At 67.7% G+C, this 23106-nt stretch carries 21 protein-coding genes and 1 pseudogene; 6 read left to right on the top strand and 16 right to left on the bottom strand.

All coding sequences use genetic code 11. The annotated features are described in order from the left end of the window. The first annotated feature begins 25 nt into the window (after nucleotides 1–25). Complete coding sequence (locus tag BGP17_RS16845; RefSeq protein WP_167299375.1) at nucleotides 26–220, top strand: YnbE family lipoprotein; 195 nt, start codon at nucleotides 26–28, stop codon at nucleotides 218–220. Next, a complete protein-coding gene (locus BGP17_RS16840; RefSeq protein ID WP_286712821.1) occupies nucleotides 220–597 on the top strand; it encodes a YdbL family probable chaperone protein in 378 nt (125 codons plus the stop codon). Before BGP17_RS16845 ends, BGP17_RS16840 begins: the two co-directional genes overlap by 1 nt. Before the next feature lie 18 nt (nucleotides 598–615). Here the strand turns inward: BGP17_RS16840 and BGP17_RS16835 are convergent, their stop codons facing one another. The 5 genes from BGP17_RS16835 to BGP17_RS16815 form a co-directional block, all read right to left on the bottom strand. Beyond that, complete coding sequence (locus BGP17_RS16835) at nucleotides 616–1317, bottom strand: 2OG-Fe(II) oxygenase (protein WP_286713019.1); 702 nt, start codon at nucleotides 1315–1317, stop codon at nucleotides 616–618. Between the two features lie 128 nt (nucleotides 1318–1445). After that, on the bottom strand, nucleotides 1446–2096 hold the full coding sequence (gene alkB / locus BGP17_RS16830) for a DNA oxidative demethylase AlkB (protein WP_286712820.1): 651 nt from the start codon (nucleotides 2094–2096) through the stop codon (nucleotides 1446–1448). Between the two features lie 69 nt (nucleotides 2097–2165). Next, entirely contained in the window at nucleotides 2166–3581 is a 1416-nt protein-coding gene (locus BGP17_RS16825) for a sensor histidine kinase (protein ID WP_286712819.1), read from the bottom strand. Nucleotides 3582–3601: 20 nt separating this feature from the next. Then, nucleotides 3602–4273: a response regulator gene (locus BGP17_RS16820; protein WP_167298464.1), complete on the bottom strand. Its 672-nt coding sequence runs from the start codon at nucleotides 4271–4273 to the stop codon at nucleotides 3602–3604. 32 nt (nucleotides 4274–4305) lie between these two features. Next, a complete protein-coding gene (locus BGP17_RS16815; protein ID WP_167298465.1) occupies nucleotides 4306–4452 on the bottom strand; it encodes a hypothetical protein in 147 nt (48 codons plus the stop codon). Between the two features lie 281 nt (nucleotides 4453–4733). Here BGP17_RS16815 and BGP17_RS16810 point away from each other — a divergent pair. Continuing rightward, a pseudogene (locus BGP17_RS16810) lies at nucleotides 4734–5054 on the top strand (helix-turn-helix domain-containing protein); the annotation flags it as partial. A 20-nt stretch (nucleotides 5055–5074) separates the two neighbouring features. On the opposite strand, the gene BGP17_RS16805 reads toward BGP17_RS16810, so the two are convergent. The 4 genes from BGP17_RS16805 to BGP17_RS16790 all read right to left on the bottom strand — a co-directional run bounded on the left by BGP17_RS16805 (nucleotide 5075) and on the right by BGP17_RS16790 (nucleotide 8821). Continuing rightward, nucleotides 5075–5743, bottom strand: a complete 669-nt coding sequence (locus tag BGP17_RS16805) for a hypothetical protein (protein ID WP_167298466.1) — start codon at nucleotides 5741–5743, stop codon at nucleotides 5075–5077. Between the two features lie 61 nt (nucleotides 5744–5804). Continuing rightward, a complete protein-coding gene (locus BGP17_RS16800; RefSeq protein ID WP_243857123.1) occupies nucleotides 5805–6377 on the bottom strand; it encodes a hypothetical protein in 573 nt (190 codons plus the stop codon). 258 nt (nucleotides 6378–6635) lie between these two features. Further along, nucleotides 6636–7724 carry a prolyl aminopeptidase gene (pip, locus tag BGP17_RS16795; protein WP_286712818.1) on the bottom strand — a complete coding sequence of 363 codons (1089 nt, stop codon included), beginning with the start codon at nucleotides 7722–7724 and terminating at the stop codon, nucleotides 6636–6638. Nucleotides 7725–7822: 98 nt separating this feature from the next. Next, on the bottom strand, nucleotides 7823–8821 hold the full coding sequence (locus BGP17_RS16790) for a dipeptide epimerase (protein WP_286712817.1): 999 nt from the start codon (nucleotides 8819–8821) through the stop codon (nucleotides 7823–7825). A gap of 150 nt (nucleotides 8822–8971) precedes the next feature. On the opposite strand from BGP17_RS16790, the gene BGP17_RS16785 reads away from it, so the two are divergent. Beyond that, entirely contained in the window at nucleotides 8972–9592 is a 621-nt protein-coding gene (locus BGP17_RS16785; RefSeq protein WP_286712816.1) for an FMN-binding negative transcriptional regulator, read from the top strand. Further along, nucleotides 9589–11028: an N-acyl-D-amino-acid deacylase family protein gene (locus tag BGP17_RS16780; RefSeq protein ID WP_286712814.1), complete on the top strand. Its 1440-nt coding sequence runs from the start codon at nucleotides 9589–9591 to the stop codon at nucleotides 11026–11028. Before BGP17_RS16785 ends, BGP17_RS16780 begins: the two co-directional genes overlap by 4 nt. On the opposite strand, the gene BGP17_RS16775 is transcribed toward BGP17_RS16780, so the two are convergent. The 3 genes from BGP17_RS16775 to BGP17_RS16765 are packed head-to-tail and all read right to left on the bottom strand — an operon-like array spanning nucleotide 11025 to nucleotide 14799. Then, complete coding sequence (locus BGP17_RS16775; RefSeq protein ID WP_286712812.1) at nucleotides 11025–12299, bottom strand: spinster family MFS transporter; 1275 nt, start codon at nucleotides 12297–12299, stop codon at nucleotides 11025–11027. The genes BGP17_RS16780 and BGP17_RS16775 overlap by 4 nt on opposite strands. Beyond that, complete coding sequence (locus tag BGP17_RS16770; protein ID WP_167298473.1) at nucleotides 12283–13404, bottom strand: helix-turn-helix domain-containing protein; 1122 nt, start codon at nucleotides 13402–13404, stop codon at nucleotides 12283–12285. The genes BGP17_RS16775 and BGP17_RS16770 overlap by 17 nt, the downstream gene beginning before the upstream one ends. Nucleotides 13405–13410: 6 nt before the next feature. Further along, nucleotides 13411–14799, bottom strand: a complete 1389-nt coding sequence (locus BGP17_RS16765) for an amidase (protein WP_286712811.1) — start codon at nucleotides 14797–14799, stop codon at nucleotides 13411–13413. A gap of 241 nt (nucleotides 14800–15040) precedes the next feature. On the opposite strand from BGP17_RS16765, the gene dgcN reads away from it, so the two are divergent. Continuing rightward, entirely contained in the window at nucleotides 15041–16039 is a 999-nt protein-coding gene (gene dgcN / locus BGP17_RS16760; RefSeq protein WP_167298475.1) for an N-acetyltransferase DgcN, read from the top strand. Between the two features lie 207 nt (nucleotides 16040–16246). Here the strand turns inward: dgcN and BGP17_RS16755 are convergent, their stop codons facing one another. The 4 genes from BGP17_RS16755 to astD form a co-directional block, all read right to left on the bottom strand. Beyond that, nucleotides 16247–17749 carry an alpha/beta hydrolase gene (locus tag BGP17_RS16755; RefSeq protein ID WP_286712810.1) on the bottom strand — a complete coding sequence of 501 codons (1503 nt, stop codon included), beginning with the start codon at nucleotides 17747–17749 and terminating at the stop codon, nucleotides 16247–16249. An 18-nt stretch (nucleotides 17750–17767) separates the two neighbouring features. Beyond that, nucleotides 17768–19900, bottom strand: coding sequence for a TonB-dependent receptor (locus BGP17_RS16750; protein WP_286712809.1), 2133 nt, complete (start codon nucleotides 19898–19900; stop codon nucleotides 17768–17770). 142 nt (nucleotides 19901–20042) lie between these two features. Next, on the bottom strand, nucleotides 20043–21566 hold the full coding sequence (gene amaB, locus BGP17_RS16745; protein ID WP_286712808.1) for an L-piperidine-6-carboxylate dehydrogenase: 1524 nt from the start codon (nucleotides 21564–21566) through the stop codon (nucleotides 20043–20045). A gap of 109 nt (nucleotides 21567–21675) precedes the next feature. Next, entirely contained in the window at nucleotides 21676–23076 is a 1401-nt protein-coding gene (gene astD, locus BGP17_RS16740) for a succinylglutamate-semialdehyde dehydrogenase (protein ID WP_286712807.1), read from the bottom strand. Nucleotides 23077–23106 lie beyond the last annotated feature (30 nt).

Genomic DNA, 23106 nt, shown 5'->3' with positions numbered 1-23106 from the left:
AGGCAAGAATATGCAGCTTCGAAGCATGATACAGGCGTTGCCACACTGGATCGGGTACCTTGGAGCGGCACCGGCGATGCTCGCGGGCGGTTGCGTGAACGTGACCGCGCCCGACAAGCCGATCGTCATCAACCTCAACATTTCGATTACCCAGGAAGTGGTCTATCGTCTCGACAACAAGGCGAAGGCCATAATCCAGGACCATCCGGGGATATTCTGATGCGCAAGTTGCTTCCCACCTTCAGCCTGGCCGCGGCGCTCGCGGTTGCCATCGCCGCGCCTGCCTTCGCGCAGCGGGATCCCGCCTATCAGGCGGCGCGCCAGGCCGGGCTCGTCGGCGAGCAGCCCGATGGCTATCTCGGCATCGTCGGCAGCCCGACGGCCGAGCTTCAGGCAATGGTGAACAACATCAACATCCAGCGGAAGCGCCAATATACCCAGCAGGCGGCGGCAAGCTCGACGGTCGAGCAGATGGCGTTCGTCACCGGCTGCAACCTGATCGCCCGCACCGTAGCGGGCGAGAAGTACCGGGCGCCCGACGGCCGCTGGCTCACCCGCGGCGGCGACGCGCCCGTCAGGGATCCCCGCTGCCTTTGAGCGGCGGGCGCCCCGGCCCTATGTCGCGTCGTGGAAGATGATCCCCAGGGTGTGGCGCGTGCCGGACCGCACGCGGCTCACGCCATGGCGCAGATTGACGCGATACGTGCCCCTCGTGCCTTGCACCGGCCGATGATGGACGGCGAATGCGACGGCATCGCCTTGCCGCAGCGGAACTATCTCGGCCCGGCTCTGCATGCGCGGCCGCTGCTCGGTCAGCACGAACTCGCCCCCGGTGAAATCCACTCCCGGCTCGGAAAGCAGGATCGCCACCTGGATCGGAAAGACGTGCGCGCCATAGAGATCCTGGTGGAGGCAGTTATAGTCGCCGGGGCCATATTGCAGGAGGAGCGGCGTCGGCCGGCGCTGGCCAGCCGCATGGCATCGTTCGAGAAAGGATGCATGGTCGGCGGGATATCGCACGTCGATGCCCATACGGTCGTTCCACGCATTGGCGAGGCCCGCCAGGCGCGGATATAGCGCCGCGCGCAATTCGCCGACGAGATCGGGCAGCGGGTAGCGGAAGTAGCGATACTCGCCCTTGCCAAACCCGTGCCGGGCCATGTGCACCTGGCTTCGAAAGCGGCTCTCGTCGGAATAGGATGCCGCGATCGCGCGGCACGCTCCCGGCGCGAGCAGCCCGGGCAATATCGCCGAACCCTGGCCGTCCAGCTCCCGGGCAGCGGCCGGCCAATCATGGCCGGCGACCCGCGCCGTCATATTCTCCAAGGTTGTCAGGGTCATGGCATGCGCTCCTTGTGGTGCCTCGGGAGCATCGATATCGGGCGCTCAGGCTTGTCGAACTCCGGTCCTTGCTCTCGAACCTGCGACAATGGGCTCGATCGCGTTCAGCGGGCGTGCCGGAAGGTCAGGTTGATGCGCTGCCGGCCCAACTGGTCATGGAAGCCGTCCTTCAGCTCCGCCACGCCGTGGAAGCGAAGGCGCGCCGGCCCGCCCCAGACGACGACGTCGCCATGATGCAGGGCGAACTTGCGTACCGGATCGCTGCGCCTGATCCCCCCGAACCGGAAGATGGCGGGCAGCCCGAGCGAAACCGAGACGATCGGTTGCGCGAAGTCCCGCTCGTTCCGGTCCTGATGCAGCGACAGGCGCGCGCCGGGCACATAGCGATTGATCAGGCACGCGTCCGGCCGGAATTGCGCATGGCCGGCCTGTATCGCCGCCAGTTCCGCCAGCGCCGCGAAGCATTCGGGCATCTCCGGCCATGGCTTGCGGGTTTCCGGGTCGATCGCGTCGTAGCGATAGCCGCTCCGATCGCTGACCCACCCGGCCGCGCCGCAGTTGGTCGTGGCGACCGACATGGCATGGCCGCCCGCCGTGACCATGTGCCGGAAGGGCGAAATGGCGGCGATGCCATGGATCGCCTCGATCAGCGCCGGCGCGAACGGCAGTGCCAGTCCGCGCAGGAGCATCGCACCATCGGCAAGGGTTTCGCGTGCGGGCTCCTCCGCGAGCAGCGGAGTGAACAGGTCAGCCATATGCGCATCTTTCCGGCATCGCGAACGCCCTGCCGGCCGCGTCGATCCGCCGCACTCCGATCCTTGCCTTCAAATCGAGCCTGGGGCGCCTCGTCCCGCATCCCGATCGGCGTCGGAGACGACGATCGATTTCTGGGCGAATTGCCATGCCTGCTTCCTGCGTGGCCTTGCCGGGCCGCCGGGGGCGACGGTGTCGGGGGGAGGGGGCACTGCCCGGAGCCTGACGACGCATCGCGTTCCATTCGGAGCGAGATTGTCGATCTCGAGCGTGCCGCCGCAGGCCGTCATGATCCGCTCCACGATGGACAGTCCCAGGCCGGCGCTGTCGGTTCGATTGGCGCCCTCCTTTCGGTAGCGCTTGATCTGCTTGGCCACGATCTCGACGGTGAAGCCAGGGCCGTCATCCGCCACGACCATGCTGCCGTCCTGCTCGACCCGGACCGAAACCGTGCAGCCCGCGGGCGTGTGGCGAACGGCGTTGTCGATCAGGTTCGTCAACGCGATCTGCACCAGTCCGGTTATGCCTTCTACCCAGGCATGAACGCCGGTGGGTGCCGTGAAGTTGATATCGTGATCCCGGCGAAGTGCGAGCGGCGCCATCACGCTGACCACTTCGCCGGCAAGCGCCACGGGATCGAATATCTCGACCCTTGGATGGTGGCGATCCACGATCGCCAGGTCCATCAGCTGCTGGACCACGCGATTGGCCCGCTCGACGCCCAACTGCACGGCGTCGCGTTCGGGAGAAGGGTCGAGCGCTTCGAGACGCAGCGAGATGAGCGCCAGCGGCGTACGCAATTCGTGAGCGACATTGCCGATGAACTCGCCCTGGAAACGATAGCCGGCTTCCAGGCGGTCGAGGGCGTTATTGGTGGCGTGCACCAGAGGAACGGCTTCGAGGGGAACGCTCGTCGGCTCGAGACGGCGACCGATATGGTCCAGGCCGATCGCATCGGCCTGGCGGGCCATTCGCCGAAACCTGCCCGTCACGCGACCCAGGATGAGAAGCCCGATGATCAGCGAGGCGAACAGGGAGGCCGGAACGATCCAGCCGGAACGCTCGAGAAAGGTCGTGACCACATCGTCGACGATATGATTGGGAAAGGTTCGATCCTGCGCGACGACGATCCATTCCTGGCGCCCGGGCCGGGGGGCCGGGAGAGTCACCACGTCATAGCGACCATATTTGAAGAATATCGGCGTGTCGCCACGTTCGAGGTCGGCAAGGGGGATCGGAGGCAGGCCCGAACTGGACTCGAAGTCGAGGCCACCGGTATCGGTGACGCCGAGCCTGCCTTCGAAGGTGAAGCCGCCAGCCTGCGATCTTATGGGACTGCCCGTTGCGATGATCAGAGCCTCATGCCTCAGCTTGTCCGCTACGAACTGATCGGCAGTCGTGCTCAGAAGATATCCGAGCAACATGGGCAGGAACACCGCCAGAAACAGCACGAGAACGACTTGAGACAGGAACAGCTGCCAGAACATCGATCTGGGGAAGTGAACCTTCACGAGTTCAGCAATATGTAGCCGATGCCGCGCACGGTCTTGAGCCTGACCTGTGCCGCAACGCTGTCCAGTTTTCGTCGGATCCGGTGAATATACACTTCCACTGCGTTCGAGCCCAGCATGTCCCCCGAGCCGAATAGCTGATCCTCGATGACGCGCTTGGAGAGGACATGGCCCGATCGACGCATCAGCAGCTCGAGCAGTTCGGCCTCGCGTTCCGAAAAATCGGCAGGCTCGCCTCCCACCCGCACTTCGCGGGTCCGGGTATCCAGCGACAGGTCTCCCACGGCGAGGAGATGTTCGACATAGCCGCCCTGCCGGCGGAGCACCGCGCAGATCCGCGCATGCAGTTCGGGAAAGAGGAAGGGTTTGACGATATAGTCGTCGGCACCGCTATCCAGCCCCTGGACGCGCATCTCCCCCTCGCCGCGTGCGGTCAGCACGAGAATTGGTTCCATGCGCTTATAGGCGCGCAGGCGCCGCAACAGGGCAAGGCCGTTCTCGTCGGGGAGGCCGAGATCGAGGACGATGGCCGCATAGTTGATGGTCTGGATCAGGAGCTCGGCATCGCCCGCGGTCCTGGCAAGGTCGCAACGCACGTCGCGCTTCGCAAATGCCGAAACCATCGCATGGGCGAGGTCCGCATCATCTTCTACGATCAGCAAGCGCATCTAACTCGCTCCGTCGCGGCCAGGGGCCGCATCTAGTCAGGATCCGTCTCCGAACATGTCGGGGGCAAAATGCCGTCAGGATCGCCGGTGAAGGTATCGGCGGGCGCGCGGTCGGTCGGAAGCGCCGGATCGGTATCCACGTGGCCGTGCTCGATCATCGCCTTCGCCACGGCTTTCATCTGTCCCATTGCCGGACAGGATGGCGTGTACCTCATGAGGACGACTATCGTAGCGTTGCGCCGCGTCGACAAGCGGCTTCGCGTGGTGACGGGGCGGCTGTCGCCCTCCGGAAAACTCCCTAGCCACATGGCTGCCCGGTGGGCCGGGATAGTGCGGAATTCCGCCATTCCCCGACCGTGTCCCCCGGAAAGGCCGCGCGGGGCCTGTGCGGATTTGAGACAGCGCCCAATCGGCCGACATATACCCGTAAGGTTGGAGTAAGCAGCCTCGCCCACGAGGGGCTGGCCGAGTTTCGGCATGGCTGGATCTTCAGGGAAGCACCATGCGCGAGGCCAGTATCGGAGAATGCACCATGGAAGAACGAGCGCATTCCTATGACCATCTCACTCCCCGCGAACTGCAGGTCCTCGATCTCGCCGCCGGCGGTTTCTGTGCGAAGGAAATCGCCAGACGGCTCGAGATCAGTCCGAAGACCGTGGATCGCCACGTCGAGAACATTCGCCTGAAGCTTCGTGCCCGCAACCGCGCCCATATGATCCAGCTGGCGTTCCGGTTCGGTCTCCAAGGTCACCTCGACATTCCCTTCATCATCGCCGGTTGAGACAAGGCCCGTTGCCGCCCCTATTGCTGGGGCAGCGGCGGCGGCGGCGGCGGAAGCATGCCCTTGGGCGCTTGCGGCGCGAAGGCGTTCGTGCGTGCCAGGCGCGCGGCTTCCTCGTGGATCGCGGCCTGTACCGCCGGATTGTTCAGGTCCACCGGCCCGGCATTGGGGTTCCCGGGGATCGCGCGGCTGTTCGCGACGAGCATGGCCATGGGCGCCTTGCTGCCATCGGCGGCCCGATAGCGGCCGGGATCGGCGCCGGGGCATGTCGTGCCCGTGGCAGCGAAGAATGCATCGGCGCTCTTGCGATCCTGGCACATCCGGGCGACCGCGACATTGTCGAAGCCCATCGCATGCCATGCCGCGGCATCGGACCTGCGCGTACAGCCTTCGTCGCTGCGGCCGAAATTGAGGTTGATTCCGATCGGCCCGCCCGCAATGCCGCCGCCCGTGCCGATGAGGCAGGGATTGGCGCCGGCGAAATAGCTGCCCTGGACGCTCGGGGTGGTCCACTCATGCCCGCTATAGGTGACGGTCTCGTGGGCCGGAGCCTCGCTGACCGGACCGGTGATCGCCTCGACGGTCACCGCACTGTTGGTCGTGGCGGTATCCGACGTGTTCTGCTGGGCGTTGGCGGCTGTGGCACTGACCATCAGGACGAGGGTCGCCGCGACTGCTAGGTGCTTCATGATCGAACTCCTGAACGGAAAGGGAGGCGGGACGGCGGCTGCCGCCCCGCCTGTAAGCCTCCTATTCGACGGTCCAGCCCAGCGAGCCGAACCCGAACCCCACCAGTCCCACTGCTCCTGCGGCGTTCCAGTCGATGCTCGCTGCATTCACGTTGGTGGTGTTAGACGCATTGAAGTTGGCGGTGAACTTGTAGTCGCCGGCGCTCTCGCCGAAGTTCATCACCTGCATGTTCAACGCGGCGTTTCCGTGCGTCAGGCCGCCATAGACGCCGGCATTGTAGCTGTTGCTGGTGATCGATCCGACGCCCGAGGGGCTCACGCTGGAGCTGATCGAGGTGCCGGCGTCACCGACTCCGCCGACCACCGCATAGCTGGTGCCGCCGGGCAGGCTGTTGATGTTCATCGTACCGCCGAAACCACTGCCGGACGACGCCGACAGCTCGTTGTTGATGGTTCCGCTGACTCCGCTGGTGCTGGTGCTGCTCAGCGAGTCGGTATTGATGCCGCCATTGGTGAAACCGCCGACACCCACGCCGATACCTCCGCCGATGTTGCCGGAGCCCGACGATTGGGCGAGGGCCGGAGCGGCCGTGAGTACCGCCAGGGCTGCTGCGCCGATTGCAATAATCTTCATCATACATCTCCTACCGTCCCAGCGACTGCTGGTGGCCGGATTAGGACATGGGGGAAGGCTTACAGCTATCCGGCGGAACCCGCCCGATGCCTTCCGCCTTACAGCGCTCCAACATGCTAGGCCGTGGGGGATTTCCCGGGGGGCGTTAGCCGTGCGGAGGCGTTGCCGCGAAGGAAACATGTTTCCTTACAGCGAGATAGCGGTCGATCGTCTGCAAATCGATTCAGGGCCGAAAGGCGCCTCGGCGCCCGCTGGCGGTCAATCGAGCGGGGGCAGACCATCCATGATCGCAGTCAGCGCGAGTGCGTTCTCGCGTTCCATCGCGCTGTGCCCCGCATTCGTCACCACGAAGGTCGCGGGTTCGGTGCCGGCTTCCCGCAAGGCGGCGGCCAGCCGCGAGGCCTGGGTCAGCGGGCAGACCAGGTCGAACCTCCCATGGACGATATGCACCGGGATGCTCGCCAGCGTGGCAGCGTTGCGGACGAGATGGTCAGGTTCCAGGAACAGCCCGTTGGCGAAATAATGCGCTTCGATCTGCGCGAAGCACAGGGCAAACACATCCTCGCCGAACTTCCCGCTGTCGTCGACGTCGGGGATCGCATTGGAGATGGTGCCTTCCCAGATCGACCATGCCAGCGCCGCCGCCAATTGCTGCTCGCGCTCCTGCTTCGTCGACGGCACTCGGTCGAAGATCGCCTTATAGGCCTTCATTACGTCGCCGCGCTCGGCAGGGGCGATCGGGGCCAGGAACCGGCGCCACGCTTCGGGATAGCTGACATAGGCGCCCGGCGCGGTGAGGGCGAACGGAGCATCCTCGAACGTCGCCGCATTGCCCTGATACATGAAGTCGAGATCCTCCGCCGCGCCCAGGAAGATGCCGCGCAGGATCAGGTTGGCGCAGTGATGGGGGTGGGCGATCGCATAGGCCATTGCCAGCGTGCTGCCCCAGCTTCCGCCGAACACGTGCATCCTTCCCTCGATGCCCAGCGCCGCGCGCAACCGGTTGATGTCCTCGATCAGATGCGGGGTCGCGTTGTTGGCGAGCGCGACCGCGGGGCCGGCGGATGCGACGGTCGGCTCGCTCTTGCCGCAGCCGCGCTGGTCGAACAGGACGATCCGATAGCGTCCGGGATCGAAATAGCGCGCCATGACGGGCGCGCAGGCTCCACCCGGGCCACCATGGAGCACGATGACCGGCTCGCCGGCCGGATTGCCATATTCCTCCCAATAGAGGCGATGATCGGGATCGTGATCGACCTGCAACAGCCCGTTCCTAAGGGGTTCGGCCGCCGGATAGCGCCATTCGTCGACGATCTTGCTGGTGCGCTGGAGCAGGGAGAAATCCATATCCGTTTCCCGTATGTGGGCGATGCGCGGCGCCGGGCCGCATTCGGGCTGTATCCCGGGCAGGCGCACCGGCATAGCCGCCTCTCTTGCCGCGGTTGCTACGGTTCGCGTCGGCGCCCGCCGCCCCAAATCGCATCCGGGCAATGAATCAGGCCGTCGGCATAGCGGACGCCCGGCGTGCGATCCCGGGCGAGGAACGTGGGCCCGTCCAGGTCGCAAAGGTCGCATCGCTGGCCGAGGATGAAGGCGGGGGCTTGCGACCAGCTCGTGCCGGTCATGTTCCCGACCATGACGCGGAAGCCCATGCGGCGCGCATTGCGTTCCATTTCGAGCGCGTGCGTAAGGCCGCCGCACTTGTCGAGCTTGATGTTGACGAGGTCGACCAGGCCGACCAGCCCCTCGAGATCGTCGCTGTCCTGGACGCTCTCGTCCGCCGCGATCGGGATGGCGCGGTCGACATGGCGCAGGTCCGCATCTCGCCCGATCGCGAAGGGCTGTTCGATCAGCGTCACGCCGGCCGCGCGCAATATCGGCATGATCGCATCGAGCCCATCCGGATCGAAGCCGCGGTTTCCATCGACGGCGATCGCGGCATCGGGGCGAGCCGCGCGCACCGCCCTGACCCGTTCCCCGTCCTCGCCATTGCCTTCCAGCTTCAGCTTGATCTGGCGCGCGTGCGCCATGCCCGCCGCCTTCCGCGCCATTTCCCCCGGCGAAGCGATGCCGATCGTGAAGACGGTGGGGAGCGACCGTGTCCCGGACAGGCCGGCAAGCTGCCATACCGGCTTTCCGGCATGGCCCGCCTCGATTTCCCAGAGCGCGGCGTCGAGCGCGTTTCGTGCGCCCCCGGCCGGCAGCAGGCGCTGAAGCGCGGCGCGATCGATGCCTTCCGCGAGTATCGGCGCGAGCCGCGTCACCTGCTCGACGATCCGCGCCGAGGTGTCGCCCCGATAATAGACGCCGCATGCCTCGCCGCGGCCGATGATGCCGCGATCCTCGATCGTGACCACGGCGATCTCGGCATGGGTGAACGTCTCGCCGGAGATGCGGAACGGCTCCGCCATCTCCCATTGTTCGGCTCGTGCATCCACTTTCATCGCGGTTCCTCCCTGCTGCCGGCATAGAGGCGCGGCGCGGGCCGGCTTTGCAGTCCGGCGCGCGGTTTCGCGAATTCGCGGGTCGGATTGCAAAGCGGGGCGCGGCGCGATGTGGCTGTCTCTCCGGCCTGGCATCCGGAGGAACATCGAGTGCATTCGCCTTTCGCGCCCCGTTCGCCGGAGGATGTCGCCACACTGCTGCGCACGTGCCCGCTGGCATGGCTGGTGAGCGTCGATCCAGCCGGCGAGATACTGAGCAGCCAGCTGCCGCTGCTGCCGCTGCCGCTGCCGCCGGAGGATGGCGGGATGCTGTTGCTGGGCCATATGGCGCGCACGAACCCGCTGGTGGCGCGCCTCGGCGATCGGCCGCGTGCGGCGATCCTGTTCCAGGGGCCGAATGCCTATGTCTCGCCGAGCTGGTACGCCGATCGGGATTCGGCGCCGACATGGATCTATGTCAACGCGACGCTCACCGCCGACATCACCCTGCGCGAGGATCTGACCGATCGCGCGATCAACCTGCTGGTCCACCAGATGGAGCAGGGCCGCCCGGAGCGCTGGCGCGTGGCGGAGATCGCGCACCGCTACGCCGCGCTGCGCGATCGCGTGATCGGGTTCACGGCGACGATCCTGAAGGTCGATGCGCGGTTCAAGCTTGCCCAGGACGAACCGCCGCCGGTGGTCCGCGAGACGCTCGACCATCTGGGGGATGACGCGCTGATCCGCTGGGTGGAGGCTATGAACGCCGATCGGCTGGAGGCGGAGGCGTGATCGACCTTGCCATTCGCGGCGCGCTGGTGATCGACGGCACCGGTGCGGCGGGCACCGTCGCGGATGTCGCGGTGGAGGGTGACCGAATAGTCGCGATCGGCGGGAATATCGGCGCGGCGCGGGAGGAGATCGATGCGGCGGGGCTCACGCTCGCGCCGGGCTTCATCGACGCGCATACGCATGACGACCGGCTGATCCTCGGCGGTGCGGACGCGATGCTGTGCAAGCTGTCGCAGGGAGTCACGACGGTGATCGTCGGCAATTGCGGGATCAGCCTGGCCCCGGTCGCGTTCGACAGCCGCCCGCCCGCGCCGCTCGACCTGCTCGGCGACGCGCGCTGGTGGCGCTTCCCCAGCTTCGCCGCCTATGCCGGGCAGCTGGCGGAGGCCCCGCCGGCGGTGAACGCGCTGGCGCTGGTCGGCCACATGCCGCTCAGGGTCGAGGCGATGGGGGGAGATACCGGGCGGGCGGCGACCGCCGCGGAAGTCGGGCGGATGGCGGCCCGGCTGGCCGAGGCGCTCGAACAGGGCGGGGCAGGCCTGTCGACCGGGCTCTGGTATGCTCCCGGCAGCGGCGCGGAGATGGACGAACTGGTTGCGCTCGCCCGGTGCGCGGCGGCGCGGAACGGGCTCTACGTCACGCATCTGCGCGACGAGGGCAACGCAGTCGAGGCGGCGGTCGCGGAAGCGATCGACATCGGCGTGTCCGGCGGCCTGCCGATCGTCATCAGCCATCACAAATGCACTGCCCCGGAGAATTTCGGCAAGTCGCGTGCGACGCTGGCGATGATCGACGCCTGCGCCGCCCACCATCCCATCGGCCTGGACGTCTATCCCTATTGCGCATCCAGCACCGTGCTGCGCCCCGAATGGGTGCGCCCCGATATCGAGACGGTGGTGAGCTGGTCGGTGCCGCATCCGGACCGCGCCGGACAGTCGCTCGCGGCGATCGCCGCCGAATGGCGGGTTCCGTTGCAGGCGGCGGCGGCGCGCCTGGTGCCGGCGGGGGCAGTCTATTTCTCGATGGACGAGGACGAGGTGCGCCGCATCATGGCGCACCGGCTGGCGATGATCGGCAGCGACGGGCTGCCGCATGACGAGCGGCCCCATCCGCGCCTGTGGGGCACGTTCCCGCGCGTGCTGGGCCATTATGCGCGCGATCTGGGGCTGTTCCCGATCGAGACCGCCGTCCACAAGATGACCGGGCTGACCGCCGACACCTTCGGGATAGCCGGCCGCGGGATCGTGGCGGCGGGCGCCTATGCCGATCTCACCCTGTTCGACGCATCGCGCATCATCGACCGTGCGGATTTCGCCGCTCCGACCCGCTTGTCGGCGGGCGTCGTCGCGACCTGGGTGAACGGGCGGCTGGCCTATAGCGAGGCGAAAGGCGCGACCGGCGACTGCGCCGGGCGGCTGCTGCGGCGCGGCAGCTAGTCCAGCCCGTCCAGCCGTTCCAGGTCCTGGGGCACATGGCGGGCGGCAACCAGGTAGAAGGGGATCGAGGCCGCCGCCGCTGCCACGCCGGCGAACATCGCGTATCGCAGCGAATCCGCGCCGAACACCGGCCGCAGCAGGTCGCTCAGCACCCCGATCACCAGCGGGCCGAGGCCGAGGCCGATCAGATTGCCGACGAACAGCTGGATCGCCGCGGCGCGCGCGCGCATTGCCGGCGGCGTGATCGTCTGGATCGTCGCGATGCACGGCCCGATGAACGCGGCGCTGAGCGAGACGGGGATGACCGCCGCCGCGATCGCGATCGCGACGTTGCCGGCCAGGAAGAACGGCACCCAGAAGGGAATCGAGATGACGGCGGCGATGGCCGGCGCCAGCAGGTTGCGATGGATGCCGCCGCGCCGCGCGGCGATGTCGGCGAACCGGCCCGAGGCATAGGTGCCCAACCCGCCGCCCAGCCCGACGATCAGCGCGAATGTCAGGCCCACCTCGGTCGAGCCCATGCCATGCGAGCGGATCAGGAAGGCGGGGACAAAGGCCGTGATGCCATAGCCGGAAAAGGCGCTCATCGCCGTTCCCAGCACGATGTAGCGATAGGAGCGCTGCCGCCACAGGAAGCCGAGCCGCGCGGCGGTGGGCGATGGCGATTGCACCGGCGCGGGCCGGGGCGGGTCGCGCAGGACCGCCATCGCCAGCAGGGTGAGCAGCAGGCCGGGCACGCCGGCGGCGACAAAGGCCGCGCGCCACCCATAGGCGTCGGCGATCCAGCCGCCCGCGAAGAAGGCGATCATCAGCCCGACATTGACGCCGGTGGCGTAGATCGCCTGCGCCGTCGCCCGTTCGGACGGGCCGTAGAGATCGGAGATGATCGATTGCGAGGCCGGCCCGGTGCCGGCTTCGCCGACGCCCGTCAGCATCCGCGCGACGACGAGCTGCCAGAAGCGCGCGACCAGCCCGCATGCCAGCGTCATCGCGCTGAAGCAGGCGAGCGAGGCGATGATGATCCGCGACCGGCTCATCCGGTCGGCGGCCAGCGCGATCGGCATGCCCAGCGTCGCGTAGAACAGCGCGAAGGCCGGGCCGACCAGCAGCCCGAGCAGCGTGTCGGAAACCCGGAACTCGTGCTTGATATGCTCCAGGATGATCGCGAGAATCTGCCGGTCGATGTAATTGACGGCGTAGATCGCGCTCAGCAGCAGCACGATCGCGCCCCGCGGGATCCTCGCCCCGCGCGCCTCAGGCCGCATCGTCATCCCCTTCGCTCGCCGGCTTGGCGCCGCGCTTCAGGCTGGAGGCCAGGTGCCGCACGCGCAGCTCGTCGTTCGCCACCTTGCGCATCTGGATCGGCGAGACGCCGAACGCCGCCTTGAAGGCGCGCGTGAAGCTTGCCGCATGCTCATATCCGGTCTCCAGCGCGATCTCCATCATCGACATCCTGGAATCGCGGATGAGGTCGAGCGCCAGCTCCATGCGCAGCTTGTCGCGGATGCGGCCCACCGTCTCGCCATAGATCATGCGGAAGCCGATCTGCAGGCGGTGGCGCGTCATCCCCACCATCTCGGCGATCTCATGGATGCTGATCTGCTGGTCGATATTGTCGCGGATGATCTGCATCGCCCGCTTGAGCCGCCGGTGATCCTCCGCTTCGAATCGGCCGCCGAACTGCTCGCTGTCCGGCTGGGACAGGCCGAACAGGATGTGGCAGGCGAGCTCCAGCGCCTTGGCGGACATGAACGCGCCGCGAAAGGCGCGGGCGAAGGGCGGCGAGATGAGCTGATGCGCGGTGAGCGAGGCGAGCTCCGACAGCGGCACGTTGCGGACCGGATAGTCGCCGCCGTTGCGGACATACTGGGCGAGATCGGCGGGGATGTCGCTCTCCGTCAGGCCGGTAAGCTCGAAGAAGCGCCCGCGTTCGAAGTACAGGGTAACCCAGCGCAGATGGTCACCCGCCTCGTAGACGGTGTCGAAGCTGCGCCCGCCGCCCGTGCCGTAGATGGTGCAATAGCCATCGGCGAGCTCGCCGTCGGTGCCCGCCGCATCGGTCAATCGGACATTGCCGTTGAGCACCGCCGACAAGGCGAGATAATCGTCGCACCGGTGGCTTCGGGCGAGCTGGCGGCGCGCCACCATGTTGACCAGGGCGACGCAGACGCCGTTGTGCAGCTCGTAGAATTCCCATCCGCCCTTGGCGACATTGCTGTCATATTCGTAGCGAAAGCCGAGGCCGCCAGGTGTCGGATGGCTCCAGCCGTCCGACTTCCGCGTCGAGAGCCCCTCCGCGGCGGCCGGGTCGCGAAGCTGCGCCAGCATGTCGTGCAGGCTCCGGGAGAGGATCTCGGGCGGGGGCGGGTCGGCCATCGCGGGTCAGCCCATCTTCGCGCCGGGAACGCAGCCGGGCCAGCGATCCTGCCACGGCGCGGCCTGCTCGAGCTGGCGGGCCAGGTCGAGCAGCAGCGGCTCGCCGCCGCGCCGCGCGGCGAACATCGTGCCGATCGGTACGCCGTCCGGCCCCGGCTGGACCGGCAGCGACATTGCCGGATGGCCGGTCAGATTGTGCAAGGGCGTGTAGGATACATAATCGAACATCAGCTGCATGATGTGATCGAAATCCGCGTCCGGGGCCAGTTCCCCGATGCGCAGCGCGGGAAGGCCGAGCACCGGCGACAGGATGGCATCGGCATCGCCGAACGCGGAGTCCAGTGCGCGGCGGGCCTCCTCGGTCGCGCGGAACAGATGGTCGACATCGTCGATCGCGGCGCCGCCCGCCCATTCGCCCAGCCCCAGCGTCCAGGGCTCGACGGCACCGTCTGCGGCGGCGCCGAAACGCGCACGGGCCGATTGCAGCACGTCGCGCGCCAGATAGGCCCAGATCGCCTTGAACGCCACCATCACCGCCGGGCCGTCATAGGGCGGCGGCGCCTCGAACACATGGTGGCCCAGTTCCTCGCACAGCCGCGCGCTGCGCAGGGTGCTGGCGAGCACGTCGGGATGGGGCTGGTCGCCGTTCAGGTTGGTCGTGACCACCGCGATGCGCAACCCCTTCTCGCGGCGAGGCGCAGGCGAGGGCGCGTTCGCGGCAACCATGCCCATCGCCCATTCCACGTCGCGCACGCTGCGGGCGAGCAGCATGTCGCAGGCGAGCAGGTCCTCCATCAGGTGCGGCGCACGGGCGCGCCGGGTTGCGCCGCGCCCCGGCTTCAGGCCGATCAGGCCGCAGCACGAGGCCGGGATGCGGATCGATCCGCCGCCATCCGCCGCATGGGCCAGGGGCACCATGCCGGTCGCCACCGCGATGGCCGCGCCGCCGCTGGATCCGCCGGGCGAGCGCTCCGGCGCCCATGGATTGCGGGCCGGCCCGTAGAGCAGCGGTTCGGTGGTCGGCAGCAGGCCGAATTCCGGCGCGTTGGTCTTGCCCAGCGCGACCAGGCCGCCATCGTCAAAGGCCCGGGTGAAGGGAAAGTCGACATCGCCCGGCGCGGCATCGCGATGAAGGCGGCTGGCGCTGCGGTTCGGCATGCCGCGATAGTCGAGCCCGTCCTTGAGCAGCCACGGCACGCCCGCCATCGGCCCGGCGGCACGGTCGGCGCGGGCCAGCGCGGCATCGTAATCGCGATGGGTGATGACATTCAGTGCGCCGTCGAGCGCTTCGATCCGCACGATCGCGCTCTCGCACAATTCGCGCGCCGACACCTCGCCCCGGCGGACGAGCGCGGCCTGGTCATGCGCGTCGAGGCGGCCGATTTCCCATGCCATCGTCGTTCGTGGCGCCAGGGGTGTCTGTTCCGCGATATCCTGCATCGGTTGCGTCGTCCGTCCCACATTGATTGACGGCGATGATTTGAGACCATTCCGAACCTGCCCGTTTAGCCGTCGAGGCGCGCCAGTTCGCGATTCCTTCCGCGGGCACCGTGATGGCTAATGGCGGGCCCGGAATGGCAAAGCGGTCTGCGCCGCGCTGCGCCATCCCGCATCGTCTTCTGGCAATGAAACGGGGATGACGATGCAGGCACCATATCTGCTTTTCCTAGGCGACGTGGAGGAATTCAGCGCGGCCAAGACCGCCGCGGGAGTCAATCAATGGCGCCGCGAACGCGTGCTGGCGCAGCACCGGCTGCCTGGCTGCACGGTCGATCTCGGCATCGCCGAGATGACTCCCGCCGAGGCCGCGCGGGCGGGCGCGCGGACCATGATCGTCGGCGTGGTGAATGTCGGCGGCTTCATTCCCGAGCATTGGGTCGCGACCATGGTCGACGCGCTGGAACAGGGGCTGGACCTTGCCGCGGGGATGCACCAGCGTCTCAACGACATCCCGGCGATCGCCGAAGCCCGCGACCGGACGGGGCGCGCGGTGCTCGATCTTCGCCAGCCCGATCGCGGTTTCCTGCCCGGCTCGGGGCGCAAGCGCTCCGGCAAGCGGCTGCTGACGGTCGGCACCGATTGCGCCGTCGGCAAGAAATACACTGCGCTGGCGCTGGAGGCGGGATTGCGCGCGCGCGGGGTCGATGCCGATTTTCGTGCGACGGGGCAGACCGGCATCATGATCTCCGGGCGCGGCGTCGCGATCGATTCGGTGATCGCCGACTTCATCTCCGGCGCGGCCGAATGGCTGTCGCCCGATGCCGCGCCGGATCATTGGGACGTGATCGAAGGCCAGGGCTCGCTGTTCCATCCGGCCTATGCCGGCGTCACGCTGGGGCTGATCCATGGCAGCCAGCCCGACGCGCTGGTGGTGTGCCACGAACCGGTTCGCACCCATCTGCTCGGCTTCGACTATGGGGTGCCCGACTTGCGGCGCTGCATCGACATGAACGTCGCCGCGGCGCAGCTGACCAATCCGGAGGCGCGCGTGGTGGGGATCAGCGTCAACACCTCGCGCATGGAACCCGCCGCGATCGACGCCGCGATCCGGGATATCGAAGCGCAGACGGGGCTGCCCTGCAGCGATCCGATCCGGCACGGCGTCGATCGCATCCTCGACGTCCTGTTGAACTGAGCGGCTCGAAGGGCGCTCCCTCTCATATTCCTTCAATCGTCATCCCCGCGCAGGCGGGGATCCAGGGTAATGCGGGATATCGGCACCACCACGCGAACGCCGTCCGGAGAGGACAGCACCCCGTCACCTCGGCTCCGCGCCTGGCTCTGGATCCCCGCCCGCGCGGGGATGACGACGTAAAATCAGATATTTGTTTGAGTTCTCAACCTAGCGCGGAGCGCCCGTTCCAGGCAGGTGGCGGACCGCCGAGGGATATCGCGATTGCTGGGCCTGCGGGAAGCCCGTGTCCCTTCCTTCGACGAACCGGTCCAGGAAGCCGAGCGAGAAGTCGCCGATCACGCCGTCCATCTCGGCCGCCGGGATGGTGCCGTAGAGGGCGGGCGGCGTGCGATGGCGGAACATCCGGATCAGGTCGGTGAAGGCGAGATGGCCCGACCCCTCGATCCGGAACCGGAAATCGTCCGGCGCCGCAGGAGCCGCCCAGGATCGGAACGCGAAGTCCATCGGATGGGTGCGGGGATCGCGCGGCTGGTTCGGATAGAGCGGATATCGCGGCCAGTCGGATTGCAGCCACAGCATCGGCCGGCCGGCGGCGCGATCGAACATCCTGGGGTCATAGGTCACGCCGTCCAGGCTGATCGCGGCACGGCACCGCGGTTCCTGCACACAGGCTTGCGCCGCGATCCCGCCGCCGAACGACATGCCGCCGAACGCCAGGCGCGAGAAATCCGTCGAGCTTGCGATCCGCGCGGCGAGCGGCGAGGGCCGGCCGCGCTGGAGGGTGGCCAGGGCGAAGCGGGTATCGGCCAGCCATGCCTCGGTGCTGCGCATCAGCCGGTCCTTCGCCGCGGCCTCGGCATAGGCCGGAAAGCGCCGGCGCCAGCCCTTGGCGCTCTGGTCCTGCACCAGCGCGCCCAGGGCTTCGATCATTGCCGGGGACACCACCAGCGGCGTGGTCTCGCGGCTCCATCCGTCGGCGAATTGCTGTCGCGCGGAATCATAGGGATGGCCGATGCTGGCCACGACATAGCCATGGCTCGCCAGACGCTCGAACAATGGCGTGTTCTGTGCCGGGTACATCGTATAGCCATGGTTGAAGACGAACAGCGGATGGCCGCTTCCCGCCGGTTCGGCATCCAGCCGCGCATGAGTCGGGACGGCGACGAGATGCAGCAGCTCGAACGAGCGATGCAGGGCGTTGCGCGCGATCGACCCCGCATCGGTCGCGACGGTGTCGCGCGGCAGATAGCGCGCGAGGGGATGATGGCCCCCGGGCGAGGCAGGGTACCAGAGCTGCACCGTCACGCGGCGCCGTTCGGCCGCTCCGTCCTCCAGCACGCCATGCCGGCCGGCGTCGATGAGCTCGATGCGCGTCGTCCCGATCGGATAGCGGCCGTCCGGCGCGGGCAGCGAAAAGAGCGGGAACAGGTAATAGGGGATCGCCGCACCCAGGATGCCCAGCGCGAACGCGGTGTGCGCCGCGATCCGCATCCAGCGCCTTCGCCAGGCGGGGCCGTGCCACAGACAGGCCGTCGCGACGGCTGCGATCGCCGTCGCCGGAGCCGCCTGCCAATGGTACAGGGCGAGCGCCGCCAGCGATGTTCCAAGCGCGGCCAGCGCCGCCAGCAGCGCGGGCCGCCGCCGGCCGATCGCGGACAGGGCGGCGGCCGAGCCGAGCAGGAGAAGGGCGGCGACGTCGATCGGGTACACGGGCGGCCCTCCGCTTGGTTAGAACGACTTTCCGAGCCTGATGCCGATCTGCCGCGGCCGCGGCACCGCGCCGATCCCGCCGAGCGTCGGGTAATAGGGCGAATGCTCGTTCAACAGGTTCCGCGCGAAGATCGCAATGTCCAGCCCTTCCACCGTCGCGCCCAGGCTGGCCCCCAGGAAGGATTGCGGCCCGGTGACGATGCGCGTGACGCCCTGTCCGCCGACCAGCTCGTCCTTGTGGTTGAAATCGATATCGAGATAGCCGGGAACCGAGGCCGCCCAGCGGAAGGCATAGTTGGCGCCGAGCTGGATCGAATATTTGGGCAGCGCGAGCGGGCTGGTGCCGGGCGGGAAATCCACTTCCGCCTCGGGGGTAGAGGCGACGAACACCGATCCCATCACCGTGCCGCTGGCGGACAGCCGCAGGGCGCGCACCGGACTGGCGGTCAGCTGCCATTCCACGCCCCGGATCCGCGTGTTGCCGCCATTGGCGGTATATTGCAGGAACACCGGCGTCAGCACGACGCGATCATAGACCTGGCCGCGATAATATTGCTGGAACGCCGCGATATTCACGCCCAGCTTCCCGTCGAGCAGGCTCGCCTTGAAGCCGGCCTCATAGGCCATCGAGCGTTCGGGCGCATAGGTCAGCGGGGGCGGGAAGGCGGGGTTGACCACCGCGTTGAAACCGCCGCTGCGGAAGCCGTTGCCGACGTTGAAATACAGGTTTGCGTCGCGGGCGACGTCGTATTTCACGAAGGCGCGATAGGTCACCCGCGAGAAGGTGCCGGAAGCGGTCGGCAGGGTGCCGTCGGTGAAGCTGCGGTCGTCGTGCGAATAGCGCAGGCCTCCGCCGATCTCGAGCCGGCGGAACGGCGAATAGGAGGCGTCGCCATAGACCGCCCAGGACTTGGAGGTCGTCCTGATCGGCTCCTGGAGGATGGTGACGGTGGTGGACGGCGGATAGAGCAGCTCCGCGCCGTCCAGGAAATGGCGCAGCAGGTCGTCGTCCTTGTAGATGCCGCCCAGCACCCATTTGAACGGGCCGTCCCCCTTGGAGGTCAGGCGCAGTTCCTGGCTCGTGATCGACTGCTTGTTGAGATAGCGCGTGTTGGCGATCTCCAGCACGATCGGCGCCGCCGGATCGTTGGTGGCGTAGTAGATCTGGTCGAGATTGCTGTTGCTGTAGCGCCGGCTGTGCGCGGTGTTGCTCATCAGCTCGGCGAAGCCGAGGTCATATTCCACGCGCAGGCTGTAGAGGTCGAGCTCGGACACGCCGCTCGTCCGGCCATGGGGATCGATGGCGTGGCGATACAGCCCTTTCTCATAGGGCAGGATATTGGCGTAGGAGGGTGAATCCTCGTCATTGTGCCGGATGTCGACCATGCCGACGACGCGCAGCCGCGAGTCCGGCTGCCACAGCAATTTGACGCGCCCGTCATAGATCTGGTTGGAATTGACGTTCCTGGCACCGGTGCCGACATTGTCCAGCCAGCCGCCATTGTTCTGATACTCGCCGGCGAAACGCACTGCGAGCGTATCCGACAGGGGCAGGTTGAGCGCCGCCTTCACCTGGGCGGAAGCGCGCCCGCCATCGGTGGCGAACAGGGAATAGTCGACGGTGCCGCCGATCCGGTCGAGCTTCGGGTCGTTGGTGACGTAGCGGATGACGCCGCTCATCGCTCCTTCGCCGAACAAGGTGCCCTGCGGCCCCTTCAGCACTTCGACCCGGGCCAGGTCGAGCGCCCCCGCGTCGGCATAGACCGGGTAGAAGCCGTCCTGCGATCCGGTGAGCGGCGTTTCGTCGAGATAGATGCCGACGAGCGACGAGGTGCCCCTGAGGCTGTTGATGCCGCGGATCTGGATCAGTTGCTTGCCGCCGCCCTGCGAGAAGACGTCCAGGCCGGGCACGTTGTCGGCGATATCCTGCAGCGACGTGATGTTGCGCTTGGTCAGCTCCGATCCGGACAGGACGTTGACGGTCAGCGGCACGTCGACGACGTTCTGCGCCCGTCGCTGCGCGGTCACGACGATATCGGCCTGGGAGGGCGGGTCCGCCGCCTCCTGTGCCATGGCGCCCGCTGGCGCGAACAGGGCCGCCAGCGACGTCGCGCAAAATAGTAGCCGGTCTTTCTTTCCCGCCATCTTCATGCCCTCCCAATAGCATCGGCAATCGAACGCGCCGTAATGGTTCGATCTTCGATGCTCGGGGCCTGCGCTGCTTAGCGGGGAGGACGGGCGTTTTTACACATAAGCGTCACGGAGCGCGCCGCCGGAGCGTTCCGTGCGGATTTCACACCTCCAGGTCGAAGCGCACGCCCTGCGCCAGCGGCAGCGAGCGGCCATAGTTGATGGCGTTGGTCTGGCGCCGCATATAGGCCTTCCAGCTGTCGCTGCCGCTTTCGCGGCCGCCGCCGGTTTCCTTCTCGCCGCCGAACGCGCCGCCGATTTCCGCGCCGGACGGCCCCATGTTGACATTGGCGATCCCGCAATCCGATCCGGCCGCCGAGAGGAACCGCTCCACTTCGCGGATGTCGGTCGAGAAGATCGAGGAGGACAGGCCCTGCGGCACGCCGTTCTGGAGCGCGATCGCCTCGTCTAGCGTGGAATAGCGCAGGACGTAGAGGATCGGCGCGAAGGTCTCCTGCACCACGGGCCCGTCCTGCCGATCGGCCTCGACCAGGGCGGGGCGAACATAGAAGGCATCGCCGTCTCCGATCGGCAGGCGTTCGCCGAAATGGACGCGGGCGCCGGCGTCGCTCGCCGCATTCAGCGCCGCCTGCATCGCCTCGAATGCGCCGCGATCGATCAGCGGGCCGACCAGGGCATTGCCATGGAGCGGATCGCCCACCGTCACCCCGGCATAGACCTTGCGCAGCCGCGCGACGAAATCGTCGGCGATGTCCTGGTGGACGATCAGCCGGCGGAGCGTGGTGCAGCGCTGGCCCGCCGTGCCCATCGCCCCGAACGCGACCGCGCGCAATGCGAGGTCCAGATCGGCCGAAGGCGTGACGATCGAGGCGTTGTTGCCGCCCAGTTCGAGGATGCTGCGGCCGAAGCGGGCGGCGACCACCCGCCCAACCTCGCGGCCCATCCGGGTCGACCCGGTTGCGGACACCACCGGCACGTCCGGATGCTCGACCAGCCGCTCGCCCAGTTCGCGCCCGCCGATCAGCAGCTGCGACAGGCCGCGGGGCGCATCGTCGCCGAAATCGGCGGCAACCTGCTCGAAAAGGGCCTGCACCGCGAGCGCGGTCAGCGGGGTCTTCTCCGACGGTTTCCAGATCAACGAATCGCCGCACACCAGCGCCAGCGCCGCATTCCAGCTCCACACCGCGACCGGGAAGTTGAACGCGGAAATGATGCCGACCGGGCCGGCCGGATGCCATTGTTCGACCAGCCGGTGGTCCGCGCGCTCCGACGGCATCGTCAGGCCGTAGAGCTGGCGCGACAGGCCCACCGCGAAGTCGCAGATGTCGATCATCTCCTGGACTTCGCCCAACCCTTCGGACAGGACCTTCCCGGCCTCGATCGTCACGAGCCGGCCGAGCGCGTCCTTGTGCAGGCGAAGCTTCTCGCCCAACCGGCGCACGAACTCGCCGCGGCGCGGCGCGGGCACCAGCCGCCATTGCCGGAACGCAGCCACGGCCGCCGCCACCGCGGCGTCGCAATCCCCGGCCGTGTGCACCGTCAGCTCGGCCAGCGCCTCGCCGGAGATGGGGGAGGTCGCCACCAGCGGCCCTCCTTCCAGCGCCGATGCCGCCACGCCGAAATCGTTCAGGATCACCCGGACCTGATCCCGTAGAATTCCCATCATCGCGCGCGGCTCCTGAATTGCTGTGGTCGAACGGCCCCTACCAGACCGCCCATCCGGCGTTTCGCATTTTGGGCGAGCATTTGATCGGCTGACAAGGGACCGGCAATGCCTATAGGCCGGGTACCGGCTGCGCCTCGATCGCTTCTGCCTCGAAGCTCGCCATCGGATAGGCGCAGTAATCGGCCGCATAGAAGGCGCTCGGGCGATGGTTGCCCGATTCCCCCAGCCCGCCGAAGGGCCGGTTGGAAGCGGCGCCCGTGGTCGGCCGGTTCCAGTTGACCACGCCGGCGCGAATCTCCGTCGAGAAACGCTCCCACAGCGCCGGATCGGCCGAGATCAGTCCCGCGGACAGGCCGAAGGCCGTGGCGTTGGCGCGGGCGACCGCCGCGGAGAAATCCGCGACCCGAGTAACCTGGAGTGCCGGCGCGAAAATCTCGCGATCGGGCAGGTCGATCCCGGTCGCATCGAACAGCGCCGGGGCGATGAAGGCCGGGCCACGCCCGGGGATCGAGCCGCCGGGCAGCAGCGGCGCGGCGCCCTGAACGACCAGGCCATCGAACGCGGCCCCGGCCGATGCCGCCGCGCGCGCGGAAACCAGCGGGCCCATGAAGGCGTCGGCCCCGTCGTTCCACGCCGCCACCGGCAGGCGCATGGCCAGTGCCTGCACCGCGTCGACGATCGCGGCGCCTTGCCGGTTGTCCGGGACGATCAGGCGGCGCGCGCACGAACAGCGCTGGCCGGTAGTGACGAAGGCGGAGTGGACCACCAGGGTCGCCACCGCCTCGGGATCGCCGTCCCAGGCGATGAGCGGGTTGTTGCCGCCAAGCTCCAGCGCGAGGATCACCGACGGCCGGTCCAGGAACGCACGGCGGAAATGGCGTCCGGTCTCGGCCGATCCCGTGAACAGCAAGCCGTCGATATCGGCCTCGATCAGCGCCGCCCCGGTTTCCCGGCCGCCCTGGACGACTTGCAGCACATTGCCGGGCAGCCCGGCGCGGGACCAGATGCCGGCCATGCGCTCGCCGATCGCGGGCGTTTCCTCGGACGGCTTGAAAACCACGCAATTCCCCGCCAGCAGCGCGGGGACGATGTGCCCGTTGGGCAGATGGCCGGGGAAATTATAGGGGCCGAGCACCGCCATCACGCCATGGGGACGGTGCCGCAGGACCGAGCGGCCGAACGGCATGGCGGCCTCGTCGAGGCCGGCGCGTTGCGCCTGGGCGGCGATCGATATCTCGACCTTGCCGATCATGGCAGCCACTTCGCCCCGACTGTCCCACAGCAGCTTGCCGGTCTCGCGCGAGATCAGGATGGCGAGATCCTCGGCTTCATCGCGCAGGATCTCGGCAAAGCGGCGCGCGATCGCGACGCGCTCGGCCAAGGGCGTGCGAGCCCAGCCGGGAAAGGCGATGCGCGCGCGCTCCACCGCGGCAAGACATTCCGCCGGGCTGGTCGGCCGACCTTCCCAGATGGTCTCGCCGGAAGAGGGATCGGTGGATCGCAGGAACATGGCATTCACTCGCTTGCAGGGACAATGTCG

The organism is Sphingomonas sp. 67-41, from assembly GCF_001899725.1.
GTDB lineage: Bacteria > Pseudomonadota > Alphaproteobacteria > Sphingomonadales > Sphingomonadaceae > Sphingomonas > Sphingomonas leidyi.
Note: the sequence above shows the minus strand (reverse complement) of the source record. Positions and strands in the feature narration are given on the sequence as shown.